The organism is Kocuria sp. KRD140 (genome assembly GCF_017168375.1).
In the GTDB taxonomy this organism is placed as follows: Bacteria; Actinomycetota; Actinomycetes; order Actinomycetales; family Micrococcaceae; genus Kocuria; species Kocuria marina.
The window spans coordinates 43,915-66,679 of record NZ_JABFAW010000004.1 but is presented as its reverse complement, the minus strand read 5'-3'; the positions used below and the strand labels follow the sequence as shown (position 1 = coordinate 66,679).

The 22,765-nt window shown below is 69.5% G+C and carries 21 protein-coding genes, 2 pseudogenes and 1 riboswitch; of the genes and pseudogenes, 13 read left to right on the top strand and 10 right to left on the bottom strand.

Annotation, left to right across the window (positions count from 1 at the left end; translation table 11 throughout):
* Positions 1–281: 281 nt before the first annotated feature.
* Positions 282–749: a ribonuclease E activity regulator RraA gene (gene rraA, locus J1M36_RS04495; RefSeq protein WP_064846504.1), complete on the top strand. Its 468-nt coding sequence runs from the start codon at positions 282–284 to the stop codon at positions 747–749.
* 92 nt (positions 750–841) lie between these two features.
* Here rraA and J1M36_RS04490 read toward each other — a convergent pair whose 3' ends face one another.
* The 6 genes from J1M36_RS04490 to J1M36_RS04465 form a co-directional block, all read right to left on the bottom strand.
* Positions 842–1,288, bottom strand: a complete 447-nt coding sequence (locus J1M36_RS04490) for a hypothetical protein (RefSeq protein WP_064846505.1) — start codon at positions 1,286–1,288, stop codon at positions 842–844.
* Positions 1,289–1,359: 71 nt separating this feature from the next.
* Positions 1,360–2,226 carry a 3-hydroxyacyl-CoA dehydrogenase family protein gene (locus J1M36_RS04485; protein ID WP_064846506.1) on the bottom strand — a complete coding sequence of 289 codons (867 nt, stop codon included), beginning with the start codon at positions 2,224–2,226 and terminating at the stop codon, positions 1,360–1,362.
* Positions 2,223–3,014, bottom strand: coding sequence for an enoyl-CoA hydratase/isomerase family protein (locus J1M36_RS04480; protein ID WP_064846507.1), 792 nt, complete (start codon positions 3,012–3,014; stop codon positions 2,223–2,225). The genes J1M36_RS04485 and J1M36_RS04480 overlap by 4 nt, the downstream gene beginning before the upstream one ends.
* 7 nt (positions 3,015–3,021) lie before the next feature.
* Positions 3,022–4,245 (bottom strand): thiolase family protein, encoded by a 1,224-nt coding sequence (locus J1M36_RS04475; RefSeq protein ID WP_064846508.1) that lies wholly within the window; start codon positions 4,243–4,245, stop codon positions 3,022–3,024.
* A gap of 198 nt (positions 4,246–4,443) precedes the next feature.
* Positions 4,444–5,871, bottom strand: coding sequence for an MFS transporter (locus J1M36_RS04470; RefSeq protein WP_064846509.1), 1,428 nt, complete (start codon positions 5,869–5,871; stop codon positions 4,444–4,446).
* 351 nt (positions 5,872–6,222) lie between these two features.
* Positions 6,223–7,434: a cobalamin-independent methionine synthase II family protein gene (locus tag J1M36_RS04465; RefSeq protein WP_064846510.1), complete on the bottom strand. Its 1,212-nt coding sequence runs from the start codon at positions 7,432–7,434 to the stop codon at positions 6,223–6,225.
* A gap of 14 nt (positions 7,435–7,448) precedes the next feature.
* Positions 7,449–7,535, bottom strand: a riboswitch (SAM riboswitch).
* Between the two features lie 250 nt (positions 7,536–7,785).
* Here J1M36_RS04465 and J1M36_RS04460 point away from each other — a divergent pair.
* Positions 7,786–8,534, top strand: a pseudogene (locus J1M36_RS04460) (3-hydroxybutyrate dehydrogenase).
* 212 nt (positions 8,535–8,746) lie between these two features.
* On the opposite strand, the gene J1M36_RS04455 reads toward J1M36_RS04460, so the two are convergent.
* Positions 8,747–9,550 (bottom strand): IclR family transcriptional regulator, encoded by an 804-nt coding sequence (locus J1M36_RS04455; RefSeq protein ID WP_064846511.1) that lies wholly within the window; start codon positions 9,548–9,550, stop codon positions 8,747–8,749.
* Positions 9,551–9,702: 152 nt separating this feature from the next.
* Between J1M36_RS04455 and J1M36_RS04450 the strand changes: the two genes are divergently transcribed.
* The 6 genes and pseudogenes from J1M36_RS04450 to J1M36_RS04425 all read left to right on the top strand — a co-directional run bounded on the left by J1M36_RS04450 (position 9,703) and on the right by J1M36_RS04425 (position 15,299).
* Positions 9,703–10,515, top strand: a complete 813-nt coding sequence (locus J1M36_RS04450; RefSeq protein ID WP_082943333.1) for a CoA transferase subunit A — start codon at positions 9,703–9,705, stop codon at positions 10,513–10,515.
* On the top strand, positions 10,499–11,176 hold the full coding sequence (locus J1M36_RS04445) for a CoA transferase subunit B (RefSeq protein WP_064846512.1): 678 nt from the start codon (positions 10,499–10,501) through the stop codon (positions 11,174–11,176). Before J1M36_RS04450 ends, J1M36_RS04445 begins: the two co-directional genes overlap by 17 nt.
* Positions 11,173–12,363, top strand: a complete 1,191-nt coding sequence (locus tag J1M36_RS04440; protein WP_064846513.1) for an acetyl-CoA C-acetyltransferase — start codon at positions 11,173–11,175, stop codon at positions 12,361–12,363. Before J1M36_RS04445 ends, J1M36_RS04440 begins: the two co-directional genes overlap by 4 nt.
* Before the next feature lie 142 nt (positions 12,364–12,505).
* Positions 12,506–13,030, top strand: coding sequence for a DUF2243 domain-containing protein (locus J1M36_RS04435; RefSeq protein WP_082943323.1), 525 nt, complete (start codon positions 12,506–12,508; stop codon positions 13,028–13,030).
* 68 nt (positions 13,031–13,098) lie between these two features.
* A complete protein-coding gene (locus J1M36_RS04430) occupies positions 13,099–13,908 on the top strand; it encodes a cytochrome c oxidase assembly protein (RefSeq protein ID WP_312797648.1) in 810 nt (269 codons plus the stop codon).
* Positions 13,905–15,299, top strand: a pseudogene (locus tag J1M36_RS04425) (short-chain fatty acid transporter). The gene J1M36_RS04430 and the pseudogene J1M36_RS04425 overlap by 4 nt, the downstream one beginning before the upstream one ends.
* 79 nt (positions 15,300–15,378) lie before the next feature.
* Here J1M36_RS04425 and J1M36_RS04420 read toward each other — a convergent pair.
* A complete protein-coding gene (locus J1M36_RS04420) occupies positions 15,379–16,026 on the bottom strand; it encodes an NAD-binding protein (protein WP_342358292.1) in 648 nt (215 codons plus the stop codon).
* 87 nt (positions 16,027–16,113) lie between these two features.
* On the opposite strand from J1M36_RS04420, the gene J1M36_RS04415 reads away from it, so the two are divergent.
* A complete protein-coding gene (locus tag J1M36_RS04415; protein ID WP_286738741.1) occupies positions 16,114–16,698 on the top strand; it encodes a LysR substrate-binding domain-containing protein in 585 nt (194 codons plus the stop codon).
* Here the strand turns inward: J1M36_RS04415 and J1M36_RS04410 are convergent.
* A complete protein-coding gene (locus J1M36_RS04410) occupies positions 16,682–17,176 on the bottom strand; it encodes a GNAT family N-acetyltransferase (RefSeq protein WP_206478743.1) in 495 nt (164 codons plus the stop codon). The genes J1M36_RS04415 and J1M36_RS04410 overlap by 17 nt on opposite strands.
* Positions 17,173–17,802, bottom strand: coding sequence for a TetR/AcrR family transcriptional regulator C-terminal domain-containing protein (locus tag J1M36_RS04405; RefSeq protein WP_206398715.1), 630 nt, complete (start codon positions 17,800–17,802; stop codon positions 17,173–17,175). The genes J1M36_RS04410 and J1M36_RS04405 overlap by 4 nt, the downstream gene beginning before the upstream one ends.
* Before the next feature lie 117 nt (positions 17,803–17,919).
* Between J1M36_RS04405 and bioB the strand changes: the two genes are divergently transcribed.
* The 4 genes from bioB to bioD all read left to right on the top strand — a co-directional run bounded on the left by bioB (position 17,920) and on the right by bioD (position 22,745).
* Positions 17,920–19,317, top strand: a complete 1,398-nt coding sequence (gene bioB, locus J1M36_RS04400; RefSeq protein WP_206478742.1) for a biotin synthase BioB — start codon at positions 17,920–17,922, stop codon at positions 19,315–19,317.
* 76 nt (positions 19,318–19,393) lie between these two features.
* Positions 19,394–20,761, top strand: coding sequence for an adenosylmethionine--8-amino-7-oxononanoate transaminase (gene bioA / locus J1M36_RS04395; protein WP_342358282.1), 1,368 nt, complete (start codon positions 19,394–19,396; stop codon positions 20,759–20,761).
* Positions 20,758–22,032, top strand: coding sequence for an 8-amino-7-oxononanoate synthase (locus J1M36_RS04390; RefSeq protein ID WP_206478740.1), 1,275 nt, complete (start codon positions 20,758–20,760; stop codon positions 22,030–22,032). The genes bioA and J1M36_RS04390 overlap by 4 nt, the downstream gene beginning before the upstream one ends.
* Positions 22,029–22,745, top strand: coding sequence for a dethiobiotin synthase (gene bioD, locus J1M36_RS04385; protein WP_206478739.1), 717 nt, complete (start codon positions 22,029–22,031; stop codon positions 22,743–22,745). Before J1M36_RS04390 ends, bioD begins: the two co-directional genes overlap by 4 nt.
* Positions 22,746–22,765: the final 20 nt, after the last annotated feature.

Below are 22,765 nucleotides of genomic sequence, written 5' to 3'. Positions count from 1 at the left end.
GCCGAGCAGTGGGACGGCCAGTCCTGGCCCTCCGCCCGCCCTGCGTCCCACATGCTCGCCGCCATGCCCGCCGGCGCGTTCCCCGGGGTGGACGAGACCGAGGTCTACCGCTTCCTGCAGCGACACGCCCCCGTTGCCTCATCTGGCGACCTCGCGTAACCTCCATCACGTTCCCGCCGACGACGCCGCGCCACCCCTACGCGCCCGGACCGTCCGTGTCCGGACGCCACGTGCCCGGGCCCCGAGCGTCGTCGGCGATCCGTAGGCACGAAAGGTGACCCATGAGCTTCGCGACCGCCGACCTGTACGACGAACACGGCGAGGACCTGCAGTCCGTGACCACCCAGTTCATCTCGGTGGGTGGTGTCCACCGGTTCACCGGACCCATCCGCACGGTGCGCTGCTTCGAGTCCAACGTGGACGTCAAGAAGCTCGTGGCCACCCCCGGTGAGGGCGCGGTGCTCGTGGTGGACGGGCAGGGATCCATGAACCGCGCGCTGCTCGGGGACAACGTGGCCCGCACCGCCATGGAGAACGGGTGGGCCGGGCTGATCATCAACGCCCCCGTGCGGGACCGCGTGGAACTGGGCACCCTGGACATCGGCATCAAGGCGCTGGGCACGAATCCCCGCAAGTCCGAACCCAACGACTCCGGGGAAGTGGACGTGATCGTCACCTTCGGCGGCGTAACCTTCCGCCCGGGCAGGACCCTGTGGGCGGACGAGGACGGGGTCCTGGTAGAGCGTTGAACCCGCCACCTCCGCTGGACGGATATACGACGGCGACCCCCCGCACCCGCGGGGTTCGCCGTCGTCGTTCCGGTGGGGGCCGGGTGTCGTGACTACTTCTGGGCCACGAACTCCTGGCCGTCCGTCAGGTACACGTTGCCGTACTTGTCCACGGTGGAGTTGGTGCGCAGATCCCACTCCTGAGCTCCCAGCACGGGAGCGGGGCCGAAGGAGACCACCGTGGTGCCCTCCCTGGGCGGCACGTACCCCACGGCCTGACCGTTCTGGTACACGGCGTAGCTGGCCTGCTTGCCCGCGGGGGCGCTGCCGGGTTCCACGACACGTTCGTAGCTCACGATCTCCATGGCGCCGAAGACGGGGTGGTGCACCGGGATCGCTGCGGTCTTGTCGCACGGCCCCGCGCAGGGGTCCGCGACGGCCGGCAGGGACGGCGCCGTAGCGGTGGCTGACGCGGCCGGGGTGCTGCCCGCACCCGCGGTGTTCGCAGCGGTGACCGGGCCGGGGGTGGGGAACAACCCCGCGGCGTCGTCGAACCCCAAGTCAGAAGGGGTTCGACGCGCGGAACAGCCGATGCGCACCCGACCCGCCACGAGTACGGCCGTGCACGCGCTCAGGAGTAGTCGTAGAACCCCTTGCCGGATTTACGGCCCAGTTCGCCGCGCTCGACCATGTCCCGCATGAGCTGGGGCGGGGCGAAGCGGGGGCCGAGCGTGGATTCGAGGTACTCCGCGATCCCCAGGCGCACGTCCAGACCCACGATGTCGGTGAGGGCGAGCGGACCCACGGGGTGCTTGTAGCCCAGGACCATGGCGTTGTCGATGTCCTCCGCGGACGCCACACCCTCCTCGACCATGCGAATGGCCTCGAGGCCCAGGGCCAGCCCGAGCCGGGAGGACGCGAAGCCGGGGGCGTCGTTCACGGTGGCCGGCGTCTTGCCGATGCCCGCGACCCACTGCAGGGTCAGCTCTTTCAGCTCCTGACGGGTCTTGCGCCCGATCACGATCTCCACGAGCTTGGAAGCCGGGACGGGGTTGAAGAAGTGCATGCCGCAGAACCGCTCGGGGCGCTGGAGCTCATCGGCGAGCCCGTCCACGGACAGCGAGGACGTGTTGGTGGCCAGCCACGCCGTCTCGGACAGGTTCTTCTCGACCCGCTGGAGGGAGGAGACCTTGAGGTCCCAGGTCTCGGGAACGGCCTCGATCACGAGCTCGCAGTCCGCGAAGTCCGCGTAGTCCACGCTCACGGAGAAGTTCTGGGTCCACGTGTCCAGGTTGCCGTCGATCTTCCCGCGCTCGAGGGACTTGACGAGGTCCGATTCCACCCGCTCCTTGGCGCTCTCCGCGGCCGGCCCGTCCACTTCCACCACGGTCACGCGCGCTCCGGAGATCAGGAACGCGTGGGCGATCCCCGCGCCCATGCGCCCGCCTCCCAGGACTCCCACGCGGGACGGGACGGTTGCGGTGGTGTTCTCGGTCATGTCTTGGGCTCCTTCTTGCGGTCCAGGAACGCTTGCATACGGTCGAATTTGGCCTGCGACTCGAACAGGATGGCCTGCGCGAGCTCGTCCACGTGGGGGTGCGCCTCGCGCGGCATGGCGAACACACGCTTGGACACGCGCACGGCCAGCGGGTCCTGCGCGGCGATGCGATCGGCCAGGGCATCCGCCGCGACCAGTAGCTCGTCTGGTTCGTGGATCTCGGTGATCAGGTGGGCCTCCAGGGCCTCCTGCGCGGAGAGGGTCCGACCGGCCAGTAGGATGTCCTTGGCGAGCGCCTCACCGGCCAGTTCCCGCAGTCGCCACAGGGCCCCCGCGGCGGCGATGATGCCCAGGCCGGTCTCGGGTTGGCCCACCTTGACCCGCGGCGTGCCGATCCGGAAGTCCGCGGCCCACGCGAGTTCCGCGCCCCCGCCCAGCGCGTAGCCGTCCAGGGCCGCGATCACGGGCATGGGTAGCTTGGCGATCCGGTCGAACAGCTGCGAGTTCACGCCGCGCAGGGCGTCCTCACGACGCCGCTCGCGCAGTTGCGCGATGTCCGCACCGGAGGCGAAGATCCCTTTCCCGTTCACGTGCGTGCCGCTCAGGATCATGATCCGGGGATCGCGTTCCAGACGGGCGCACACAGCGTGCAACTCGTCCACCATGACCTCGTCGATGGCGTTGCGCACCGCGGGGCGGTCCAGCGCCACGTGCAGGCGGTCCGGGGTGTCGGTGATGCGCAGGGCCGTGAACTGCGCGGCCCACTCGGGGGTGTCGTGCTGCGTCATGGCCGGATCACACCCGCTCCACGAGCAGTGCTGCACCCTGGCCCACGCCGATGCACATGGTGGCCAGGCCCTTGGCGGTCTGCTCCCGCTCCATCCGGCCCAGCAGGGTGATGACGATGCGCGAGCCCGAGGAACCCAGGGGGTGGCCCAGGGCGATCGCCCCGCCGTCCCGGTTCACGATCTCCGGGTCCAGGCCGAGCCGGCGGATCGATGCGAGCGACTGGGTCGCGAACGCCTCGTTGATCTCCACGGAGCCCAGATCGCCCACGCTCCAGCCGGCGCGCTCCAGGACCTTCTCGGATGCGGGCACCGGGCCCAAGCCCATGATCTCGGGGGCGAGACCGGCGGAAGCACCGTCCACGACGCGGCCTCGGGCGTTGAGCCCGTACTTGGTCACGGCCCGTTCGCTGGCCACGATCACGGCGGACGCGCCGTCGTTGAGCGAGGACGAGTTACCGGCCGTGACCACGGACCCGCCCTTGACCACGGGGCGCAGCTTGGCGAGCACCTCCGGGGTGGAGCCCTCGCGGGGGCCCTCGTCCGTGTCCACGACCGTGACCGCACCCTTGCGGCCGCGGACCTCCACGGGCACGATCTCGGCGTCGAAATGACCGGCGCGGATCGCGGCCAGGGCCTTCTCGTGCGACTGCGCGGCGAAGGCGTCCGCGTCCTCGCGGGAGATTCCGTCCACCCGGGCGACCTCCTCGGCCGTCTCGGGCATCGAGTAGGTGGCCTTGCCGTCCCGCGAGAGCGGGCCCTCCACGAACGCGGGGTTCACGAACCGCCACCCGATCGAGGTGTCGAAGACCTCCCCGGGCTTGGCGAACGCCGTACGGGGCTTCTCCATGACCCACGGCGCGCGGGACATGGATTCCACTCCACCGGCCACCACGATGTCCGCGGCCCCGGACTTGATCATCTGGGACGCGATCGTGATCGCGGACATCCCCGACGCGCACAGCCGGTTGACCGTAATCCCGGGGACCGTGTCCGGGTACCCGTTGAGCAGCCACGCCATCCGGGCCACGTTGCGGTTCTCCTCACCGGCGCCGTTGGCGTTGCCCAGGATCACCTCGTCCACGAGCGCGGGATCGATGCCGGCGTCCTCCACGACGGAACGGATGCACAGTGCGGCTATGTCGTCCGGGCGTACCGAGGACAGGGCACCGCCGTAACGACCCACGGGGGTTCGCGCCCCTCCGACGAGGAAGGCTTGCGGCATCGAGGACATGGCAACTCCTAAGTGGGGCAATAACCGACCGATTGTTCACTGTAAAGGTTCCCCGATCATGTGAGCCACGTCAATCGATGACGGTCACGCGGGGAAGAGCGCGACGGGCCCGGCAACCGTATGGCTGCGGGGCCCGCCGTGCGCCGTCGTGACCTCCGACGAATCAGAGGCCGGGACGGTTGGTTCGTGTGCCGGGGATCAGTGGCGGCGGATGCGCGCCGGAGCGGTGGTCTCGGGCTCGCCGGCCACCGGGGGAACGATCTCGTCCGGATGCGCCCGGACGTACTCCTGGTGCACCTCCGCGACGTGCAGGTCCTTGCCCTGGTCCGACTTCTTGACGAAGGAGACCGCGATGAAGGACACGAGCGAGATCAGGGAGATGTACAGGCCGATGGTCCACGCGGCGCCGGTGCGGTTGAGCAGCAGCTGGGCGATCATGGGGGCGAACGCGCCACCAATGATCGACCCCAGGGCGTAACCGATCGAGACACCGGAGTAGCGGACGCGGGCCGGGAACATCTCGGCGTACATGGCGGACTGCGGACCGTAGGACGGACCCAGACCGATCGTCAGGATGAAGATCGCGGCCGCGAACAGGGGCAGGGACGCCGTGTTGAGCATCCACCACATGGGGATGGCCCACAGGATGATGATGCCGTAGCCGATCTGGAACGTGAGCTTGCGCCCGATCTTGTCCGAGATCCACCCGCCGAACATCGTGAAGATGAGCCACCCGACGCCGCCCACGAGGGTGGCGATCAGCGTCTCGGGGCGGGACATCCCCAGGGTCTTGGTGCCGTAGGACGCGAAGAACGCGATGACCAGGTAGCCCGCGGCGTTGTTCGCGGCGAAGATCAGCGCGGCCAGGATGACCTGCGGGGAGTTGGTCCGGAACAGCTGGTCCAGGGGAGCGGAGGACTCCTTGGCGCGCTGGCGCATCTCCAGGAACACGGGGGACTCGTCCACGGAGCGGCGGATCAGCCAACCCACGAAGATCAGCACGATGGAGAACAGGAACGGAACGCGCCAGCCCCAGGCCTCGAACTGCTCGGGGGTCAGGATGGTGCTCAGACCGAACATGAACAGGGTGGCCATCAGCACGCCCAGGGGCACACCGATCTGGGGGTAGGCGCCGAAGAAGCCGCGCTTGTTCGCGGGCGCGTGCTCCACGGACATCAGGGCCGCACCACCCCACTCACCACCGGCGGAGAAGCCCTGCAGGATACGCAGGACCAGCAGGATGATGGGGGCCGCGATACCGATCTGCTCGTACGTGGGCAGCAGGCCGATCAGCGTGGTGGCCGCGCCCATCCCGAAGAGGGTCATGACCAGGGTGATCTTGCGCCCGTACTTGTCACCGATGTGACCGGCCACGATCGCACCCAGGGGACGGAAGAGGAAGCTGATGCCCAGGGACGCCCAGGCGACGATCTGTCCCAGCGTGGCGTTCTGCTCGCCCGCCGGGTTGAAGAAGTGGGTGGCCAGGATGAAGGCGGCCGCCTGCGCATAGATGAAGAAGTCGTACCACTCGATGGTGGTGCCCACGAGGGTGCCCGCAAGGACCTTGCGCTCTTCTCGGGTCATGGTGTGCGCCGGCTGAGCGGGCGCTGAGGTGGTGGATGCCATGTGGGTCTCCAGGATCGGCGGACGCGGGGTCCGTGGGGTGCCAGTGGCGGGGTGGATCAGGGGAATAACCGACCGATTGGCCTCGAAATAAGTGTACGAAAGAATGTGAAGCGCACCACACGTTTCGTGTACTAAATCGTATATTTTTCCCGGGCCGTTCACCCGGGCGGGCAGCATGTCGGCCGTTGTGACGCGTTCATGACACGGCAACGCCCCCTCCCGCCGTGCCGCACCGTGGAAGGTGCGGGCGCAGCGGAAGGGGGCGGGCGGCGTCGTCCGGGAAGATCGGGGAACCGGAACGGTCAGCGACGCGGTGGGACTAAAAGCTGCAGGACCAGCCGCGCGGCCTGATCAGAACAGGCGCTCGGACGCGATCCGCGCACCCTCCACGAGGGACTCGAGCTTGGCCAGCGCGATCTGCGGGTGCAACCGCCCGCCCAGACCGCAGTCCGTAGAGGCGATCACGTTCTCCTTGCCCACCACGGACGCGTACTGCTCGATCCGGTCCGCCACGAGCTCGGGGTGCTCCACCACGTTGGTCGAGTGCGAGACGAAACCGGGGTAGACCACCTTGCCCTCGGGCAGCTGGTGGTCCTTCCAGACCTTCCACTCGTGGCCGTGGCGCGGGCTGGACGCCTCGAAGCTGTAGCCCTGCGCGCGGATGGTGAGCATGAGGTCCACGAGGTACTTGAACTCGAGGTCCGTGGTGTGCGGGCCGTGCCACGAACCCCAGCACAGGTGGAAGCGGATCTGCTCCTCGGGGAGGTCGCGCAGTGCGTAGTTCAGCGCGTCCACGCGCAGCTGGGTGAAGGCCAGGTAGTCCTCCACGGTGGGCTCGGGGTTGATCTGGTCCCAGGACTCGGCGATCGAGGGGTCGTCGATCTGCACGGTCAGTCCGGCGTCTACGATGGCCTTGTACTCCTCGCGCATCACGTCCGCGCACGCGTAGACCAGTTCCTCGTCCGTGGCGTAGTACTCGTTCTTCACGCGCGCGCAGGAGCCGGGGGACAGTGCCGCGACGAAGCCCTGCGTGGCACCGTTCAGGGCCATCGCGTCCTTCACGCGGCGGATGTCCCCGGCCACAGCCTCCTGACCCGTGTAGGTCAGCGGGCCCGTGATCTTGGGCTGGGAGACCGTGTTGCGGTGCACGAGCACGCCCGCTGTGGGGTCCTCATAGGCGTCCCGGAAGCGCTCCCGGTCGCGGCGGTCGGGGAAGCTCGTGAGCACGATGTGTCCCGGGCTGGAACGGTGCTTCTCGCCCTCGTTCCACCGGTCCTCGTCCGTGGGGGTCAGCCCGCCCAGGCGGTGGAACGAGTAGTTCCACCAGGCCCCGTAGTCCACGGCGCCGGACGTGGTGTGGCCGTACTCGCCGTCGTTGACGATGTCGATGCCGATCTCGCGCTGGGTGCGCACGATCTCTGCGACGCCTTCGTCGAGCGCCTCGCCCAGCTGGGAGAGGTCGATCTCGCCCGCCTGGAAACGGTTGTTGGCCTTCAGCAGCTCGGGCGTGCGAGGCAGGGAGCCCACGTGGGTGGTCTGGATGCGATCGGTGTTCAAGGGCATGGCTGTGCTGTTCCTTTCCATCGGTCCTGGCGTTAGCACCGGTGTCACCCCGGTTGCTGCGGCTTCCACGAGCCAGATCTCTCGGCCGCTCTGGATGGGTACTGCTCCATCCAACAGCATCGCGAGGAGTGGACGCCAGTTGTGGCGTGTCGGACGACGACGCCGCTCCCCGGGTTCCTCCTGCCCCGGCCCCTCGGGCTGGGGTCACCGGGGCTTCCGTGACCCGGCGGACTCCGGTGCGGGCCGTGACTCGTAGCTGGTCCGGGGTGGTCCGTTCCGGATCGTGACCCGGCGGCCCTCGGGGCGTAGCGTGACGCGGTAGGAGAACCGTCCACGCGCAAAGAGGCTGTCATGGAGCAATCACTCGGGGGGAAGAAGGCCCTGGTCACCGGTGGGGCCAGCGGGATCGGCCGCGCCGCCGTGCAGGCGTTCGCGGACCGCGGCGCCCACGTGGTCGTCGCGGATATCAATGAAGAAGCCGCTCAGACGACGGCCTCCGAGGTGGGCGGGAAGCCTGGGTCGTGGACCTCTCGGATACCGCCGCGCTCGCCGAACTGAGCCTGGACGTGGACATCCTGGTCAACAACGCGGGGATCCAAAAGGTGGCCCCCGTGCAGGACTTCGACCCCGCGGACTTCCACCGCATCCTCACGCTCATGCTCGAGGCTCCGTTCCTGCTGATCCGTGCCGCACTGCCGCACATGTACGAGCGCGGATGGGGCCGGATCATCAACGTCTCCTCCATCCACGGTCTGCGCGCGTCCGCGTACAAATCCGCGTACGTCACGGCCAAGCATGGGCTCGAAGGGCTGTCCAAGACCGTGGCCCTGGAGGGCGCTGAGCACGGTGTGACCAGCAACTGCGTCAACCCCAGCTACGTGCACACCCCGCTCGTGGACAAGCAGATCAAGGACCAGGCCGCGACCCACAGGATCCCCGAGGACCAGGTGATCGAGAAGATCATGCTCACCGAGTCCGCGATCAAGCGCCTCGTGGAACCCGAGGAGGTTGGCGAGCTCATCGCGTTCCTGGCCGGCCCGTCCGCGGGCATGGTCACGGGTGCGTCCTACACGATGGACGGTGGCTGGACGGCGTTCTGAGTGCGGGGCGACGTCGCCGCGTCCACCCTCGCTGCCGTTCGGTGTCGAGGCAATGGCCCGCGTTCCACGGCCCCTCTCCGGCCAAGGGCCCGAACATCTGCGTCCCGAAAAAACACCCGCAGTCGCACAACGCATGCGGTATCGGGACACAGATGTTCCGGGGTGCGAGAACGCGGGGTCTGACGGTACGGGACGACGCCGCTGCGTCCGGTTCACACGGTCGTGGCCCCCGCGCGCAGCGCCGTGGAGAGCCTGTGGGCCTGGTCCAGCAAAGCCGCCCCGAGGCGGGGTCTGCGTTCCGCGGTGAACCGGGGTTCGATCCCCGTCAGGGAGAGTGCGTAGCGGGGTTGGCCGGTCGCGTCGAACACCGCGGCCGCCATGCCCCACGAGCCCTCCACAATACGTCCGGGGTTCAGGGACCAGCCGTCCTCCCGGACCTGGGCGACGAGGCGGCGGACGTGAGCGTCGTCGTGCTGTGGACCGAGGCGCGTCCGCTCCTCCCGGGTGTCCGCGAGGGCGGTCTCCAATTGGTCCGGGGGTAGGTGACCGAGGATCGCGAGTCCCGCGGAGGCCACGCCCAGGGGCAACCGCAGGCCCTCGTAGAGCACGTGCGAGCGCACCGGGAACGCCCCCTCCACCCGGGCCAGGCAGATGACCTCGTTGCCGCGGCGAGCGGAGAAGAACGCGGACTCGCCCGTGGCCTCGGCGAGCCGCTGCAGGCACGGGGTCGCGAGGTCCTGGGCGGGATAACGTTGGGCGGCCACCGTGCCCAGGATGTGCAGTTCGGGACCCAGGGCCCAGTTGCCGTCCTCCGTGCGGTCCACGAACCCCTCGGCGGCGAGCGCTGCGAGCAATCGGTGCGCGGTGGGCCGGGTCAGCCCCGTGCGGTGGGCGATGGCCGCGGTGGATCCGGCTGACTCCCCGGATGCCACGGCCTGCAGGATCGCGGCGATCCGGGAGACCACCTGCGTGCCCTGCGGGGAGGACTGCGGGTTCCGGGATTTCTGCGGGGTCATACACGCTCCTGCGTCGGGACGTTCACAATATGGACAGACTAGCGACAGTTTTTCAGATTGTGATCCCTTCACCGACGATTACGGGTGAAGCATTGACCAAGATGTGGTCACTTTCTAGCCTGAGAGGCAGATCACGCACTGGAGGGGTGACCATGTCCAAACTCAGGGACAACGTGGCCGAGTTGCTCGCCGAGACGCTGCGGGACGGGATGACCGTGGCGGTGGGCGGTTTCGGACTGTCCGGGATCCCGCGAGACCTCATCGAAGCGGTCCGCGACAACGGAGCCAAGGACCTGACCGTGGTGTCCAACAACATGGGCGTGGACGGCAAAGGGCTCGGTCTGCTGCTGGAGAACAAGCAGGTGAGTAAGGTGCTGTCCTCGTACGTGGGGGAGAACAAGGAGTTCGCCCGCCAGTACCTGGAGGGTGAGCTCGAGGTCGAGTTCAACCCGCAGGGCACGCTCGCCGAACGGCTGCGCGCGGGCGGTGCGGGGATCCCCGCGTTCTACACCGCCACCGGTGTGGGCACGCGCGTGGCGGAGGGGAAGCCCACCGCGGAGTTCGACGGGTGCACCTACATCCTGGAACGCGGGATCGTCGCGGACATCGCCCTGGTGCACGCGTGGCGAGGGGACACGGACGGCAACCTGATCTACCGGAGGACCTCGCGCAACTTCAACCCGGTGTGCGCCACGGCCGCGCGGATCACGTTCGCGGAGGTCGAGGAGGTCGTGGCCCCGGGTGAGCTGGACCCGGACCACATCGTGACCCCCGGGGTCTTCGTGCAGCACGTGGTGCAGTACTCGGGGGCGCCCAAGGAGATCGAGCAGCGCACCACGCGACCGAGGCCCGCGGCGCGGCGTCGTCGTCGGAGGGCGGAACGGACGTGCGGACCGGCGGTGGTGCCGCCCGGGGCGCGGGCAACGGCGGAGCGGAAGGAACGGTGGCATGAGTTGGACGCGTGATGAGATGGCGGCCATCGCGGCGTCGGAACTGCATGACGGCGACTACGTGAACCTGGGCATCGGGATCCCGACCCTCGTGGCGAACAACCTGCCCGAGGGCGTGAGCGTGGTGCTGCAGACCGAGAACGGGGCGCTGGGCATGGGCCCGTTCCCGTACGAGGGGGACGAGGACCCGGACCTGATCAACGCCGGGAAGCAGACGATCACCCTGCAGCCGGGGGCCGCGATCTTCGACTCCGCGATGTCCTTCGCGATGATCCGCGGTGGACACGTGAAGATGGCGATCCTGGGGGCCATGCAGGTCTCGCAGCGCGGCGACCTGGCCAACTGGATGATTCCCGGCAAGATGGTCAAGGGAATGGGCGGGGCCATGGACCTTGTGACCGGAGCACCTCGTGTGCTGGTCTTGACGGAACACGTCGCCAAGGACGGCTCCGCCAAGCTCAAGCGGGAGTGCGATCTGCCCCTGACCGGTGTCGGGGTCGTGGACCGTATCATCACCGACCTGTGCGTCTTCGACGTGGAGGAACACGGGCTGGTGTTGCGGACCCTCGCCCCGGGTGTGACCGAAGAAGAAGTAGCAGCCAAGACCGAGGCCGAATACCGGGTTGAGCTCGTGGACGTCACCCCGGACTCCGTGCCCGTACAGGAGGAGAAATGACAGAGAACGCCAATGACGTGGTGATCGTCAACGGAGCACGCACACCCCAGGGCAAATTGCTGGGCGCGCTCGCGGACCTGAGCGCCGTGGACCTGGGCGCGCACGCGATCAAGCACGCCGTGCAGCGCGCGGGGGTCTCCCCCGAGGACGTGGACTACGTCTACATGGGCAACGTGGTGCAGGCGGGCACCGGGCAGAACCCGGCCAAGCAGGCCGCGGTGAAGGCCGGACTGCCCAAGACCGTCCCGGCGGCGGCCCTGAACAAGGTGTGCCTGTCCGGTCTGGTGGCCGTCACGGAAGCGGCGCGAATGCTGCGCCTGGGTGAGGCGGACGTCGTCGTGGCCGGCGGGATGGAATCCATGACCAACGCGCCGCACCTGGCCCTGGGCGCCCGCAAGGGCAAGTCCTACGGGGACATGCGGCTCGCGGACTCGCTCGCCCACGACGGGCTCGTGGACGTCGAGAAGGGCGTGCCCATGGGTGAGCTCACCGAGTCCGGCAACGGCGAGCGTCAGATCGACCGCGCCGAGCAGGACGCGGTGGCCGCGCGCAGCCACCAGCTCGCGGGCAAGGCCCAGCAGGACGGGATCTTCGCGGACGAGATCGCGCCCATCGAGGTGCCCCAGCGCAAGGGCGATCCGATCACGGTGTCAGAGGACCAGGGCGTGCGCCCGGATTCCACCGCGGAGGGCCTCGGCAAGCTGCGCCCCGCCTTCACGAAGGACGGCGCCATCACCGCGGGCAACTCGTCCCCCATTTCCGACGGCGCTGCGGCCCTCGTGCTGACCACGCGCGGCTACGCGGAGGAGCACGGACTCGAGTGGCTCGCCGTGGTGGGCAAACCCGGTCAGGTGGCCGGTCCGGATACCTCCCTGCACTCCCAGCCCTCCCGGGCCATCGAGCACGCGCTCTCGCGGTCCGACTGGACCCTGGAGGATCTGGACTTCATCGAGATCAACGAGGCGTTCGCGGCCGTGGCCGTGCAGTCGGTGCGCGACCTGGGCGTGGACCCCGAGAAGGTCAACATCCACGGTGGTGCGATCGCCCTGGGCCACCCCGTGGGGGCCTCGGGCGCGCGGATCGCGCTGCATGCCGCTTTGGAACTGGCGCGGCGTGGCTCCGGCAAGGCCGCCGTGTCCCTGTGCGGTGGCGGCGGTCAGGGTGAGGCGTTGTTGTTGAGCCGTTGAGCCTTGCAGGTGGGTCACGCCCGTCCCGGACCCGGGGCGGGCGTGACCCGCACCAGGGGCGGCCCGGCTCGAGCCGGCTGACCGGCCCGTGTGGTCCCCGGGGGCGGGCGGCCGGGTTGATCGAATGGATTCAGGAGGAACTATGGCGCACACGGCATCCACACCGGACTCGACATCGCTGGAGGGCCCTGGATCAGGGGGCGGGCCTGTCCCGGACCCGCGGCGCACCCGCAAGCGGGCGGCGCTGTCCGGGTTCCTGTTCGGATGCGGTATCGCCGCTTCCATGATCGACTTGTTCATCTTCCACCTGGGCCTGCAGTGGCATCACTTCTACGACCTCTCCACGCACGAGGTGGCCCTCGTGACGGACGGGTTCTTCCACGCCTTCGGGTGGTTCATCACCATCTGGGGTCTGTTCCTGCTCGCTGACGTGCGCCGACGGGGTGGGGTGCACTGGCCCCACTGGATCGGGGCCGTGATCCTGGGTGTGGGGACCTTCCAGCTCTTCGATGGCATCGTGGACCACAAGCTGCTGGGCATCCACCAGATCCGCTACGGGGTGGACATCCTGCCGTACGACCTCGTGTGGAACGGCACCGCGGTGATCCTCATGCTCATCGGGTTCGTGGTGCTGCGGCGCGGCGCGCGGGCCTATCGGACCCGCTGATGTCCTCGGACCACGCCCACCATGCGGATCACACCCACCACTCGGAGACCGCTGCTGTCGGATGGCCTGTGTTCGAGTGGCTGGTCGTGGTGGTGCTGGTACTGGCTGCCGCGGGGTACGGGTGGTTGTTGTGGTCGGGCCGTCACAGGACGGGCCCGAGTCCGTGGCGTCCCGTGAGTTTCTACGTCGGCCTGCTGGGCGTGGGGGTGGGCCTCGTGGGGCCCCTCGCCCACGCCGGGCACACCAGCTTCACCGCTCACATGGTGGGGCACCTGTTGGTGGGGATGCTCGGACCCCTGCTGCTCGTCCTGGGCGCGCCCGTGCGGGTGGCGCTGCGCGGGCTGTCCACCGCCGGGGCGCGCCGGGTCTCGCGGGTGCTGCGGTTCCCGGTCGTCCGCTGGGTCACGCACCCCGTGGTGGCCGCGATCCTCAATGCCGGCGGGTTGTGGTTGCTCTACAGCACCGCGCTGTTCCACTGGATGCACGCCTCCGCGTGGGGCCACGCGCTCGTCCACACCCACATCTTCCTGGCCGGCTACGTGTTCACGGCGGCCATCGCCGGACCGGACCCCGATCCGCATCGTTCGTCCTTCCGGGTGCGCGCCGTGGTCCTGGTGCTCTTCATCGCGGCGCACTCGGTCCTGGCCAAGTGGCTCTACGCGCATCCGCCCGCGGGAGTCGCGCCCCACGACGCCCACGTGGGCGCGCAGGTCATGTACTACGGCGGCGACGTCGTGGACGTCCTGCTGATCGTCCTGCTGTTCCTGGACCACCACCGGGCCACGCGCCCGCGCCCGGCAACCGATCGCATGTCCCCAACCCTGACCCAGATCGGAGAACCACCCGTGTCCCGCCACCATCGAGAGCCGTTGTCATGAGCACCCCGGGAACCCCGCAGGCCACCGCCGCCCGGTCCGAACCGCCGCTGGCCCGCGTGATGCGGCCGCTCAACACCGCCGTGGAGAGGTTCATCCCCTCGGCGCTGATCTTCGCCATAGTCCTCACCGTCCTGGTGGCCCTCATGGCCCTGCTGCTGACCGATTCCGGGCCCGTGGCCGTGATCCAGGGATGGGGCACGGGACTGTCTGGGCTGCTGGAGTTCATGACCCAGATGGCGCTGGTGCTGTTGCTCGGTCATGCCCTGGCCAGTACCCGGCCCGTGCGCGCCGGTCTCGGCAAGTTGGCCTCGGTGCCCCGCTCACCCCTGCGCGCCTACATCTTCGTGTTCGTCATCGCTGCGGTGGCCTCCCTCATCACATGGGGTTTCGGCCTGGTGGTCGGCGGTCTGCTCGCCCGGGAGGTCGCCGCGGAGTTCGCGCGCAGGCGCCAGGCCGTGAGCTTCCCGATGCTCGTGGCGTCCGGGTTCTCCGGGTTCGTGGTGTGGCACATGGGGTATTCGGGCTCCGGCCCACTGACCGCCGCGACCCCGGGCTCGTTCATCGAGAAGCAGGTGGGCCACATCATTCCCATCAGGGAGACCATTTTCTCGTAATGGAACATCAGCGCGATCGTCGTCACCCTGATCCTGGTGGCCCTGGCGCTCTGGCTCGTGGCACCGCGCAGCGTTCCCGAGTCCCACACGGTCACGGCCGAGGCGCTCGCCCAGTCCGAACAGGAGATCGAGCGTCCGGTCATAGAGGCCCCGGCCGACCGGTTGGATGCCTCCCGCATCCCCACGACTCTCGTGGGCCTGGCACTGGTGGCCTACCTGGTCATCCACTTCGCCGGGGGTGGAACGGTCACCCTGAACATCGTGAACTGGATGTTCCTGGGGCTGATCTTCCTGTTGTCCCGCAACACGTTCGAGGTCATGGGCCTGGTCAAGAACGCCGCGTCGAACGTGGGGGACATCCTGCTGCAGTTCCCCCTGTACGCCGGGATCATGGGCATCATGACCGCCACGGGGCTGATCCAGGTGCTCTCCGACTCGATCGTCGCCGTGGCATCGCCCCAGACGCTGGGCCTGCTGGCCTTCCTGTCCGCAGGGCTGGTCAACTTCTTCGTCCCGTCCGGCGGCGGGCAGGTGGCCATCCAGGCACCCATCCTGTTGGACGCCGCCCCCCGCCTGGACGTGGACCCCGCCGTGGTGATCATGGCCGTGTCCTACGGCGATCAATGGACGAACATGATCCAGCCGTTCTGGGCCCTGCCGTTGCTGGCCATCGCGGGACTGAAGATCCGGGACATCCTGGGCTACACGACCGTGGTGTTGTTGGTCTCCGGAATCGTCTTCGCCGCCACCATGCTGGTCGTGGGCGCGGGGGTCTGAGCGCGTGTCGTGTTCCGGGCGCACCGCGGTCTCGGAGCACGACGGCGCTCGATGTCACCTCGCTGAGGTGGCCGGGGTGTCAGACCTCGTCCGGGTTCCAGCCCTGGGCCTTGCCGTCCGGGGCCGCGTACTTCACGATCAGGGTGCAGTCCAGATCCCCGTACCCCTCGTCGATCAGGCGCTGGAAGCGCTGGGCCGCGAGTTCGGCCGCGGGGAGGTCCACGCCCGTCTGCTCACCGGCGGACAGCGCGAGCCCCACGTCCTTGGCGGCCAGGACCGCGGAGAACGTGGACTCGAAATTGTTGTTGGCGGCGGCCGAGGGGACGATGTCCGGGACGGGGTACCACGTCCGCAGGGCCCAGGAATCGCCGGAGGACACCGACGCGATGTCCCAGAACACTCGCGGGTCCAGACCCAGTCGTTCGGCCAGGACGGAACCCTCCGCACACGCTTCGAGATTGACGAAGAGCATCATGTTGTTCACGATCTTGGCCGATTGCCCCATGCCCGGCCCGCCGGTGTGCACGATCCGACCCGCCATGGGAGTGATGACCTGCTCGGCCCGGGCCACGGTGTCCTTGTCGCCCCCGATCATGAACGTGAGTGTTCCCGCCGCAGCACCGCTGATCCCGCCCGAGACCGGGGCGTCCACGAACGCGAAACCCTTCTCCGCCACGGCCTTGTGCAGCTCCAGGGCGGTTTCCACGTCGATCGTGGAACTGTCGATGAGGAGGGCGTCCTTCGGGGCGAGCGCCAGGACGCCCTGGTCCGATCGGACGGGGCGTGGGAGCCCACGGATCTGGGTCGACAGTTCGTGAGTGCCGCCGAGGGCATCGAGAGGGCCCTGGATTCCCTCGCCCTGGAATCGGGCGGTGCGGGAGGCGGGGTGAAGGGGCTCGTGCGGGTCTTGGCCCCGGACGGCCTGGGCGGGATCGCCGTGGGTGAGGCCATGCGCAGGCTGTCCGAGACCCACCCCGGTGTGCGGCTCGAGATGATCAACGCGGCGCGCCGCCCGAGCGCCAACCTCGTGGGGATCGACGTCGCGGTGGTCGTGGGGCGCCCAGAGGTCTCCCGGAACGAGTCGTTCCACTCGGCGGACTACTTCCTGGGGCTCTACGCGTCCGCGGCGTACGTGGAACGCCACCCGGCCCTCGAGTCCCCCGCCCAATTGCAGGAGCACCCTCTGCTCTACTCCATCGAGTCCATGCAGGACGTCCCGGAGCTGATCGATCCCGTGCGGCATCTGCCGCGGATGCACCAGTCGATCGGGGCCACGTCCTCCATGGTGCACGTGGAGTTGACCCGGTCCGGGGCGGGTATCGGCCTGCTGCCGTGCTACCTGGCCGATCGCGCCAGGGTCCGCGCGCCAACGCACTCGCTCGCTAGCGCACCATCCTGAGCTCGCGCAGGTCCGACAGTCGCGGGTCCACCGTCTCGGTCCCGTCCGCGCGGAAGCCATTGCGCTTGTAGAACCGGATGGCGTGCGCATTGGCCGCGGCGACCCACAGCTGCGCGGGCTCGGCCCCCAGTGCGGTGTCCAGCAGCGCCTGTCCCGCTCCGCCGCCGTGGTGCTCGCGCAGAACGTACATCATGCGCAGCGCGGTCTCCCGCGCCGGTTGCGCCTCCTCCGGTGCACCGACCGCGGCGAAGCCCACGATCCGTCCGGCCACCTCCGCGACGCGCACCGCGCTCCGGCCAGCTTCATCGCGCAGGAGTCCGTCCCACATGGTGCGACGACGCCGCTGCGCCGTCTCGTCATAGAAGCGCTCCGGGAGCATGCCCGCGTACGTCTCACGCCAGGAACGCACGTGGACGGCCGCGAGGGCGGGAGCGTCGTCGGGCTCGGGGAGACGGATGGTGAAGGCGGGCCGTGTCATGGGTCGGACCTCTCGAGGGGCGCTGCCTCACGACCGAGGATCAGGGCCAGTCCGGCCTCGAACCGCGGAGCGCTGTCAGTGGTGGGTAGCCCCATGGCCTCGCGGGTCTGCTGAGCGGTGACGGAGCCCAGTGTGAACCGGACCAGGGTCAGGGCCGTGTTCTCGGCGGTCCGCTGCGTGAGACCCGTGGCGGACAGGGCCGCCACGAGTAGCGGAACCGGCGGCAGGTCGAGCGGATCGAGGGCGTGGGCCACGCCGACGACCTCCGCGCCGTCGCGCACCGCGAGGATCAGCCGACGGAACTCCGCGGCAACCCGAGCGGGGTCGAGGTGGCCGGGCTCGGTGCGGCCGTCATCGGAGTGCCCCGGACCCGCCCCGTCGTGACCGGCCGAGCGGACGGCGCGGGGAATGGCGTCGTCGTGCACCGCGCGGTCGGCGGCGAGCGGCGCGACCATGCGCTGGGCGAGCACCGCCAGCAACTCCTGCTTGTTGGCCACGTGCCAGTAGAGGGCGCCGGGCTGGACCTCGAGCTCCTTGGCGAGGCGGCGCATGGAGAGGTCACCCAGGCCGTAGCTCTGCAGGATGTGCCACGCGGCATCCACCACGTCATCGCGGTTCAGGGCCACGGTGCTCCTCTCGGGGTGCTCGGTCGGGTGCTGCGTGTGACTCTACCGATCGGCCGGTGTGGCGCGGGGCGGGCGTTGGAGAATTGACTTTCTTGAACGGCGTTCAATAATTGAACAATGTTCAAGAACCCTGCCGAGCTGGCCGAGCGCGTCCTCGCCGGCGACCCAGTGACCCCGGACGAAGCCCTCGAGCTGCTGCACACCGACGACCCCGGCATGCTGGACCTCGTGGCCGCCGCCGCACGGCTGCGCCGCGAACACTTCGGGATGACCGTGAAGGTGAACTACCTGGTCAACCTGAAGTCCGGGTTGTGCGCCGAGGACTGCGGCTACTGCTCCCAGCGCCTGAACTCCGGGACAGACATCCTCAAGTACTCGTGGCTGAGCCCCGAAAAGGCGGTGGAGCAGGCCGAGTACGGCATCCGCGGTGGTGCGAGCCGCGTGTGCCTCGTGGCGAGCGGTCGCGGCCCGTCCAACCGTGAGGTGGGCAACGTGACCCGCACGGTCGAGGCGCTGAAGGAACAGCACCCGGATGTGGAGGTCTGCGCATGCCTGGGCCTGCTCAAGGACGGCCAGGCGGAGACGCTGAGCGGAGCGGGCGTGGACGCCTACAACCACAACCTCAACACCGCCGAGTCCCACTACGAGTCCATCTGCTCCACCCACACCTACCAGGACCGCGTGGACACCGTGGAGCGCGCGAAGGACGCCGGGCTCTCGCCGTGCTCCGGGCTGATCGTGGGTATGCGGGAGACGGACGAGCAGCTCGTTGAGGCGCTCTTCGCGCTGCGGGAGCTGGGCTCGGATTCCGTGCCGGTGAACTTCCTCATGCCCTTCGACGGCACGCCCCTGGCAGGCACGTGGCAGCTGAGCCCGCAGAAGTGCCTGAAGATCCTCTCCGTGGTGCGCTTCGTGTGCCCGGACAAGGAGATCCGCATGGCCGGTGGCCGCGAGATGCACTTGCGTTCGCTGCAGCCGCTCGCCCTGCACGTGGTCAACTCCCTGTTCCTGGGCGACTACCTCACCTCCGAAGGGCAGGCGGCCAAGGCGGACCTGGACATGATCGCGGACGCCGGCTTCACCGTCCTTGGTGCGGGGCCAGACCTTTCCCGTGAGCACGACGCCGCGGTGCCCGCCCACGCCTCGAGCGGCGCGGCTCCCGAGCAGGCTGCGGCGGGCCAGGCAGGTCAGACGGGCTCGGCAGGCCCGGCGAGCACGCCCTGCGGGGCCACGTGCGGAACCGGTGGAGCTGCCGGTCCCGATGCAACCTCGGGCGGCGGTCCGGCCCCCTTCGACCCCGTCTTTTCCGATCAGGGTGACGACGCCGCGCTGCCCTCGACCGCGCAGGGCCCGGTCCCTACTCGGTCAGCTGCCCCGGTCTCCGCGGCGCTCGCCGCCCTGTTGAGCTCGGGCGACGGGCCCGAACGCGACGAGAACGACACCCGGGTGAGGATCGAGCTGAGCCCGACCGTGCGGCGTCGTGGTGCGGGGACCTCGGTGGCGCCGAATGCCTGAACCGGCACCGCAGATCACGCACGGCACCGCGCCCGCCGAGAGCAGCGGGGAGGCTTCTTGCCCCGCCGCGGGTGCCGTGGCAGAGACGGCAGAACAGGGTGACAACGCCGTGGAGCCCACCCGCCTCGCCGCTCGTGACCGCGGGCTGCTCTGGCACCCCTACGCACCGCTGGACGGACCCGCACCCCACGCGGTGCTGGCCGCGGAGGGCGTGACCCTGACCCTGGAGACTCCTGAGGGGGACCGGATCCGGGCAATCGATGGCATGGCCTCGTGGTGGTGCGCCGTGCACGGCTACCGCAACCCGGAACTGGACCGCGCCGCCGTGGACCAGATCACCGAGTTCTCCCACGTGATGTTCGGGGGGCTCACGCACCGCCCGGCCGTAGAACTCGCGGAGCTGCTGGTGGAGGTCACCCCGCCCGAGCTGCAGCACGTGTTCTTCGCAGACTCGGGCTCCGTGAGCGTGGAGGTCGCGCTGAAGCTCGCGGTGCAGTACCAGGCGGCGCGCGGCCGGCCGCAGCGTCGGCGCATCCTCACGGTGCGCGGCGGCTACCACGGGGACACCACTGGCGCCATGAGCGTGTGCGACCCCGAGGGCGGGATGCACGCCGAATTCTCCGGGCTGGTGGCGGAGCAGCTGTTCGTGGCACCGCCTCCCGCGGCGTCGTCGTCGGGGGAGGATCACGAGTGGGTGGGGCCGGACGAGGACGTCGCGCGGTGGATCGCGGACGTGCGCGCCACGGCCCGGGCGCACCGGGACGAGCTCGCGGGCGTCATCGTGGAGCCCGTTCTGCAGGGAGCCGGCGGGATGCGCATGTACGACCCGCGCTGTCTGCGAGCCCTGCGGGAGATCGCGGACGAGCTGGACCTCGTGCTCATCGCGGACGAGATCGCCACGGGGTTCGGACGCACCGGGCGGTGGTTCGCGTGCGAGTGGGCCGGGGTGGTCCCGGACGTGATGTGCGTGGGCAAGGCCCTGACCGGCGGATACATGACCCTCGCCGCTGTGCTGGTGTCCGGATCCGTGGGAACGGTCATCACGGCGTCACCGCAGCGTGCGCTCATGCACGGGCCCACGTTCATGGCCAACCCGCTCGCGTGCGCGGTGGCCCTGCAGTCCGTGCGGATGCTCCGGGACACGTGGCGCCGGGACATCACCCGACTGGAAACCGCCTTCCGGGAGATCCTCCCCGCGGCCGCCGAACTCGACGCGGTAGAGGACGTGCGGGTGATCGGAGGGGTGGGTGTCGTGGAATTCCATCGGGCCCCGGACAGTGCACGGTTGACGCGCGCAGCCCTCGAGCACGGTGTGTGGGTGCGGCCCTTCGGTCGGTTGCTCTACGCGATGCCGCCCTACATTTGTTCGGACGACGACGCCCGCCGCATCGCCCACGCCGTGGTGCACGCGGCCCGGGACGTGACAAGGGAGGCCGGAGCATGAACGCGCACACGGAAGCGGCCGCGGCCGGAACCGCCGCGGGACCCCTTGACGATTGGCTTCACGACCGGGCGCGGGAACGCGACGAACTGGGACTGCGGCGTGAACTGCGGCCCATGCGAGGGCCGTGTGTGGACCTCGCGTCCAACGACTACCTGGGCCTGTCGCGGGACCCCCGCGTCGTGGCCGCGGCGCACCGCGCACTGGACGGGTACGGGGCCGGTTCACGGGCGTCGCGGCTCGTCACGGGCACATTGCCCGTGCACGAGGAGCTCGAGCGCGCCCTGTGCGAGCTCACGGGTCAGCCCGCGGCCCTGGTCTTCTCGAGCGGGTACGCGGCGAACACGGGTGTGCTCACGGCGTTGGGAGATGTGGACACCCTCATCGTCTCGGACGCCCACGTGCACGCCTCCCTCGTGGACGGTGCCCGGTTGTCCCGCTCGCCCGTGCGGATCGCGCGGCACTCGGACGTGGCCCACGTGGAGCAGCTGCTGGCGGAGCGGTCGCAGTCGCGGGCGATCGTCGTCGTCGAATCCTTGTACTCGGTGTGGGGGGATCGCGCACCGCTCGAGGCGCTGGCGCGGGTGTGTCGCGCGCACGATGCGTTGTTACTCGTGGACGAGGCCCATGGGATCGGGGTCGCCGGCCGTGGTCGCGGGCTCGTGCACGAACTCGGTCTCGCGGGCGCGCCGCACGTGGTCCTGACCGTGACGCTGTCCAAGGCGCTCGGCGCGCAGGGCGGGGCGGTGCTCGGGTCCGAGCTGCTGCGCGACCACCTGCTCAACCGTGCGCGCCCGTTCGTGTACGACACCGCCCTCGCACCGGCGAGTGCCGCGGCCGCCGCGGAGGCCGCCCGGATCGTCCTCGGGCGGCCCGAGCTTGCGGACCGGTTGCACGAGCGCGCGGCCTTCGTGGCCCGCGCGCTGGACGTGCCTCTCGCGCAGGCTGCGGTGCAGTCGGTGCCCGTGGGATCGGCGGAACTCGCCGTGGACGCCGCCCGGACCCTGCGTGAGCGTGGGGTGGCGGTGGGATGCTTCCGCCCGCCGTCGGTGCCGGACGGCATCAGCAGGCTGCGTCTCACGGCGCGCGCGAACATGGAATTACAAGAATTGTCAGGGGCGGTGGATCGGGTGCGGGAGGTTCTGCGCGCTCTGGAGCCGTCCACGCCGGGAATGGGCGCCGGCCTCGGCCGGATCGCGCCGTCGCGACCCGTTCCGGCCCCGGGTTCCGGCGCCGATAGAGGTACGCCATCCGTCCAGGAGGTCACCGCATGACTCACAACCCACTCGCCCATGCGTCCCTTCCCCGTATCACCATCGTCACGGGGACGGACACGGACGTGGGCAAGACCTACACGACCGCGGCGCTCGCGGTGGCCGCATGGTCCTCCGGAGTCCAACGGATCGCGGTCTACAAGCCCCAACAGACAGGCGTGCGCGGGGACGATCCGGGGGACGTTGACGACGTCGCTCGGCTGGCTCATACCGTCGGCGTGCCGTCCGCGGCGCTCACCGTGGCGGAGGGACAGCGGCTCACCGAGCCCATGGCCCCGCCTCCCGCGGCGGCGATCGACGGGGTGGACCTTCTGTCGATCACCGCGCACGTGGAGCGGGTCATGGAATTACAGGAATCCCACGACCTCGTGCTGGTGGAGGGCAGCGGGGGAGTGCTCGTGGAACTGGACGGGCAGCAGCACACGATCGCGGATCTGGCGCGGGAGCTGCAAGGCCGCGCGGGGGAGGACGTCGGGACGGTCGTGGTGACCCGCCCGGACCTGGGAACCCTGAACCACACCCTGCTGACCCTGGAGGCCCTGCACCACCGGGGCGTGCGGGTGTCGGGGGTCGTGCTGGGATCCTGGCCGGCTCACCCCGATCCGGTGCAGGAATCCAATCGGGACTACCTGGCGGACCTGCCGGATGTGAGCGGCCACCACATCCCCCTACTGGGCGCGGTCCCCGCGGGATGGAACGTCGGCGTGAGCTGAAGACGGCACATGGACGGGGC